This window comes from uncultured Sphingorhabdus sp., assembly GCF_937872355.1.
Taxonomy (GTDB): Bacteria; Pseudomonadota; Alphaproteobacteria; order Sphingomonadales; family Sphingomonadaceae; genus Sphingorhabdus_B.
Genome location: NZ_CALMSV010000018.1, coordinates 1 through 5,607 on the forward strand (window position 1 = coordinate 1; position 5,607 = coordinate 5,607).

General features: G+C 62.0%; 4 protein-coding genes and 2 pseudogenes. All 6 read right to left on the reverse strand.

The window, feature by feature from the left end:
• Nucleotides 1-830, reverse strand: a pseudogene (locus Q0239_RS00795) (hypothetical protein); the annotation flags it as partial.
• A gap of 26 nt (nt 831-856) precedes the next feature.
• The gene (locus tag Q0239_RS00800; RefSeq protein WP_261497862.1) at nt 857-1,621 is read right to left on the reverse strand and encodes an N-formylglutamate amidohydrolase; all 765 of its coding nucleotides are present in this window, start codon (nt 1,619-1,621) and stop codon (nt 857-859) included.
• Between the two features lie 34 nt (nt 1,622-1,655).
• Nucleotides 1,656-3,026, reverse strand: a complete 1,371-nt coding sequence (locus Q0239_RS00805; protein ID WP_261497863.1) for an aminotransferase — start codon at nt 3,024-3,026, stop codon at nt 1,656-1,658.
• Between the two features lie 272 nt (nt 3,027-3,298).
• Nucleotides 3,299-3,509 (reverse strand): annotated as a pseudogene (locus Q0239_RS00810) (transposase domain-containing protein); the annotation flags it as partial.
• Between the two features lie 118 nt (nt 3,510-3,627).
• Nucleotides 3,628-4,638: a tyrosine-type recombinase/integrase gene (locus Q0239_RS00815; RefSeq protein WP_298596892.1), complete on the reverse strand. Its 1,011-nt coding sequence runs from the start codon at nt 4,636-4,638 to the stop codon at nt 3,628-3,630.
• A partial coding sequence (locus Q0239_RS00820) for a tyrosine-type recombinase/integrase (protein ID WP_298596895.1) occupies nt 4,631-5,607 on the reverse strand: 977 nt, incomplete at its 5' end. The genes Q0239_RS00815 and Q0239_RS00820, both read right to left, overlap by 8 nt.

Genomic DNA, 5,607 nt, shown 5'->3' on the forward strand with positions numbered 1-5,607 from the left:
TAGAAGCAGGGCTTGCCGTTCAGCGTCCACAGTGACAGATGAGTGTGCCCGCTTTGCCCGGAGAGGGCGGCGTTCCACTTGGCCATGAACGTCGCCATCAAGCCGCGCTTCTGAGCCAAAATCTTCATGAAGGCCTTGAAGACTGACGAATTGTCGGCCATCGCCAGCGCGTCATCCACGGCAATTGCCGTCTCGAGAACGCCAGGTCCGGTTTCGGCATGCAGGCCTTCAAGCTTGATTCCGATCGACCCGAAGGTGTCCAGGATGTCCTGATACAGATCCTCATGCACCAGCGATCGCAGCGCCGAATAGCTGAAGCTGCCCTGCGATAAGGTACGAAGGTTCTGGAAGTTTTTCTCGTGAAGACCGTTCGACGTCTCCTCGAACATGAAGAACTCGAATTCCATGGCCGCCTTGACGGCAAAGCCCATGTCCGAGGCGCGGGCCAGGACCCGGCGCAGTACGCCGCGCGGACAGATCGCTTCGGCAGAGCCGGCAAATTCACTCAGGAAGAAGACCGTCTCGTTGTCGAAGGGCAGGATCATCCCGCTTTCGGGGAGGATCCGCAGGTTGGCGTCAGGAAAGCCCGAATGCCAGCCAGTGTAGGCAGCGTTGTTGTAAAGGTTGTCGGCGACATCCCATCCCAGCACGGCGTTACAGAAGCCGTAGCCACTGCGAAGCGCCGAGAGGAACTTTTCCCGACCGATGAACTTGCCGCGGAAGACCCCGTCGATATCGAAGAATCCAACCTTCACATGCGAGGGCGCGCGCTCGGTAATAAAGGCGTGGGCGTCCTCCGCCGACGTCAGGTTCAGCTTCTGACCTGTCATGCTTTCATCTCGTGCTTTGTTTGGGGTTACGACGTGTGGGCGTCAAGCAAGGCCGCGGCAATCAGGTCCGCCCAGCCAGCAATTTCGGATTCGCTGCGCAGCAAATCGTTTCGCACCTCAATCATGCTGTAGGGTATGCTGCGGACCTCGGCTTGGACCCGAATTGTGTGATCCACCGCGTGCAGGGGAGAGTAGGGTTCGTTGTCACCGACAACAAAGTCGGTCCTTTCCCTAAACCAGCTGATCAGTCGTTTCGACAAGGCTGGTTGCTGGTTGTAAATGAACCCAATGTGCCACGGACGCGCGATGCTGCGGACACTCTTGTTAAAGCTGTGAACCGCGATGAAGGCGAAGCGTTCGGCGCTCTGCTGGCGTCGCTCGATGGTGCCGGTCAACGCATCGTGGAAGGGGCGATAGATCTCGCGCTCTCTTGCGGCTCTATCAGCGTCGGTCAGGCCAAGGTTGCCCGTCACGCAGCTGCCATCGGCGTCGGTGACAAACGCGCCGGGGTGGCCGACCGTTCGGTTGCAGTCATTAACCAATCTGGAATAGCGCTGCAGGATCGCGGGGCTGTCCGTCCGAAGTGCCAGCAGCTCGGTCAGGCGGCGTGCCCCGATATCCCAGGCGATGTGGCGCGCCAGTTCGGTTGCATCAAGGCCCATGGTCCCCAGCCGCGTTGGAATTCGGTTGCTGGCGTGTTCGCAGCCGAAGACGAAGGGTCCGGTCCCCTTTGGGTTCAACCATTCAACGGCCTGCGGCTCGTCTGCGGCGAGAACGGCGGTCGTGCGCAAGGCACGATTCGCTGCACGGTCCGAAACTGCGGGTTTAGAGGCCGACATCGGCAAAGACTTCGTCAACGGTTTCCTCAAGAATGTCGAAGATCTGGTCGATCTCTGCCTCGGTGATGATGAAGGGCGGGCCCAGGACGATTGCCTGCCCGAGCGGCCGGCAGATCAGGCCTTTCTTAAGTGCCTTGTTGGCGATCCGTTCCGAGATTTGCAGATGGCCCGGCAGCGGTTGCTTGGTCTTCTTGTCCGCGACGATTTCCACCGCGCCCATCAGGCCGACACCGCGGGCTTCGCCGGCATATTTGTGCTCGCCCAGCTTCTTCAGCCGCGCCATGAAGCGTCCGCTGACCTTGTTGACATTGCCAAGCAGGCCCTCGTCTTCGATCACCGCCAGCGATTTCAGGGCAACCGCGCTGCCAAGCGGATTGCCGCCGGCGGTGAAGCCGTGCGGGAACTCCTCGGCTTCTTCGGACACTTTCATCAGCGCGTCGCAGAAAGCCTTGCCCAGGATGACCGCGCCCATCGGGAAGTAGCCGGCCGTGATGCATTTCGACGCGACGATGATGTCCGGCTGCATGTCATACTTCACGCTGCCCCACATCTCGCCGGTGCGGCCGAACCCGCAGATCACCTCGTCGGCGATGAAGGGGATGTTGTATTTGCGCAGGATCGGGCGGATCGCCTCGAAATAGCCTTCGGCAGGCACGATCACGCCACCGGCGCCCTGCACCGGTTCGGCGAACATGCCGGCGATCGTGTCGGGGCCTTCCTTGAGGATAAGCTCTTCAAGATTGCGCGCCAGGCGGGCCGAAAACTCCAGCTCGGTTTCGCCTTCAAGCCCGAAGCGCCAGTAATGCGGGCAGTCGGCATGCAGAAAGCCCGGCAGCGGCAGCCCGAATTCGGCGTTGTAGGCCTTGCCGGTCATCGAGGCCGTCGCGACGGTGACGCCGTGATAGGCGTTCACGCGGGTGATGATCTTGCGGCGCTGCGGCTGGCCATTCCGGCGATGCAGCATCCACAGCATCTTGACGACGGTATCATTCGCCTCCGAGCCCGAGTTGGTGTAGTAGACCTTGCCTGCGTCGAAAGGCGACAGCTCGATCAGCTTCTCGGACAGGGCGACGGTGGTGTCGGCGACGCGACCGAAGAAGGCGTGGTAGCCGGGGAACTTCCGCGCCTGGGCGCAGAGAGCGTCGATGATGCCTTGATGGTTGAACCCGGCCACGTTGTTCCAGAGGCCCGAGTTGGCATCGATGTAGCTCTTGCCGTGCACATCGAAGACCCGGATGCCGTCCCCATGCGTCAAGATCACCGGACCTTCGGCATTCAGCGTACCCAAGTCAGTGAAGCCGTGGAAAACGGCCTGCATGTCTCTCTGTTCCCAAGAATTGCTCACATTGGTGTCCATAGCGGTTCTCCCTTTGTTGTATTTACAGTTACCAGAAAAACAATTCTGGGTAAAGAGGTTTCTGCCGCGATACGGTGCATCGGGAAGACGAGGTGCCGCGCCCGCGTTCTGCTGGAGGTATGGAGTGCCCCGGCGCCACGAAAAGGATGAGTGCGCGATCCCTGCGGCGGCTTACGATCGTCGGGGCGAAAAAGTTCGCCATCAAGCGGCACATCTTGCAACAGCACGGTCAGGCATTTGGTTGTAAGCGGTGCGAGAACCCCGTCAGGCTTTCAGCTTGACAGCTTCTGGAAAGCCCAAGGCATAAGGTCGTCGATGCGCGATGCGCGATGCGGGGTGGCCTTTGGCGATGGCAGTCAGGGTTTCGCGCAGGTAAGCGTATGGGTCGGCGGCGTTCAGTTTGCAGGTTTCGATCAATGAGGCCATGCGGGCCCAGGTGCGTCCGCCCTCGTCATGACCGGCGAACAGTGCGTTTTTGCGATTATGCAGAACTCAGCATAACCGCAATTATGCGCACCATGTGATTATGCGCAGCCCGCCGAGGGAAGCGCCTGCAAGGCTGACGCGCCAGCGATTTTCGGCACGACGAACTGCGCATAATTCAAAGGTTCTGAAGAAACCGCATCAGCTGGTCCGGGGGCCGATACCGGCCGGGGCTCGCTCCGACCGGTTGCAGCCGGTTGAGAGTGCGCTTCTTCATTGAGAGATCGGCCTCGAGGTACATATGCGTTGTGGCGGGGCTCTCGTGGCCCAGCCATAGGGCGATCACGGTGATGTCGACGCCGGACTGCAGCAGATGCATCGCCGTAGTGTGGCGGATTGTATGCGGCGATATCGAGCGTCGTGCGAGTTGGGGATGACGCTCCGCGGCGACCGAGACAGCCAGGTCGAGGCGTTGGGTGACGTTCGATCGCGCCATCCTTTCTCCGCCCCGGCTTGGGAACAGGAAATTGTCATCCCCGGCGTTTTCCAGCTGGCGCTTCCAGCCCCGGATCAGCGACGCGGTTGATCGCCAGAGCGGCATGCTTCGTTCCTTGCGCCCCTTGCCGTGCAGATGCGCGGTCGTCGGGCCATCGCGGATGACGTCCCCGCCGCGCCGGCCGCGGGCCCCCCGCACGCGTGCGCCGGGGTTGTACATTAGACTGAAAAGCGCTCGATCGCGCTGTCCCGCCCAGGTTCGAGGATCCGGCGCTTCGAGGATCGCCTGCATCTCCTGGCGCGACAGAAACCCAAGTACCGGCCGGTCAAACCGCTTCATCGGGATGGCCAGCGCCTGCTCGATCACAGGGAGTGCTGTCAGGTCGTAATGGGCGGCATACTTCAGGAAGGATCGGAGCGCCGCCAAACGGGCGTTTCGGCTGCGGGCGCCGTTGTTGCGTTCCTTCTCCAGATGATCGAGGAAGTCGAGGATCAATCGGGCGTCAAGATCGACCAACGCCAATGCGGTCGGGGCCTTGCCGATACTGGCCTCAGCGAAGCTGAGCAGCAGTCGGAACGTGTCGCGGTAGGCGGCGATGGTGCGCGGGCTGACGGCTCGCTGATGGCCCAGGTGCTCAACGAAGAAGCGCTGAAGCAAGGTGGGAAAAGTCGGCGTCGTGATCGGATCAGCCATGGTGACCCTCTCCGGTGATGGCCGCGAAGTGCTCGAAGCGCGCGCCGGCGATCGCCATCAGATCTGGAACGCCGGTCAGATACCAGTAAGTGTCTGACACCTTGGCGTGGCCAACATAGGTTGAAAGCGCGGCCATGGCATTGCCGATATCGGCGCCGCGCTCATGCCAAAGCTGGACGCGACGGCAGATGAAGGTGTGGCGCAGATCGTGAATGCGCGCCTGGGCATGGGCGCCACGCGCCGTCCAGCCGAGGTCGCCTCGCAGCCGCTGGAACACCCCATGAATGGTTCGCTTCGACAACAACCCTCCCGATGACGACAGGAACAGCAGCGCATTCCGGTCGGTAGTGCCGTGACGTGACCGCACCGCCAGATAGCGGTTCAACGCCGCCGCCACGGTCGGATGCACTGGCACGTGTCTGGATTTGCGAAACTTGGTGTTCCGGACCGTAAGGACGCCCTGTTCGAGATCGACATCGCCGCATCGCAGGTGGAGCGCTTCCGAAAGCCGCAGGCCGGCGGCGGCGATCAACCCGAAGATCATCTCGTAGGTCGCTGGTCGCAATCCACCGTGCGGGGCAAGGCGCCGGGCGGCAGCGAGGAGATCGCGGATCTCCTGCTCCGAGTAGATGTGCGGCGCCAGGCGGCGATGCGAGCGGCCAAAGATTGCGGTCTGCGGGAACTCGGTCGCCGGATCAAGCCGGGCCAAATACCGTGCGAATGGACGAAGGACGTCCAGGCGGCGCGCCCAGGAAAACGGCTTGGCGTGCCTGGCATGACCCTGCACCCAATCCAGGGTGATGCGGGTCGTCAGCGGGCCGGTATGGCCCACCGCGTCGACGAAGCGGGCGAAAGCGGTGATCTGGGTGCCGGGAATGCGCAGGTCGAACCCCAAGGCACGGCGCTCGGTCAGGTAATCCTCGGCCAGCGAGAGCATAGCGCGGGCCTCGGTCATGACGCGCTCTCCGG

Excerpts from the sequence above, each read along its gene's own strand:
- Q0239_RS00815 (WP_298596892.1), bottom strand. The coding sequence starts at position 4,638 with ATGGCTGATCCGATCACGACGCCGACTTTTCCCACCTTGCTTCAGCGC.
- Q0239_RS00805 (WP_261497863.1), bottom strand. The coding sequence starts at position 3,026 with ATGGACACCAATGTGAGCAATTCTTGGGAACAGAGAGACATGCAGGCC.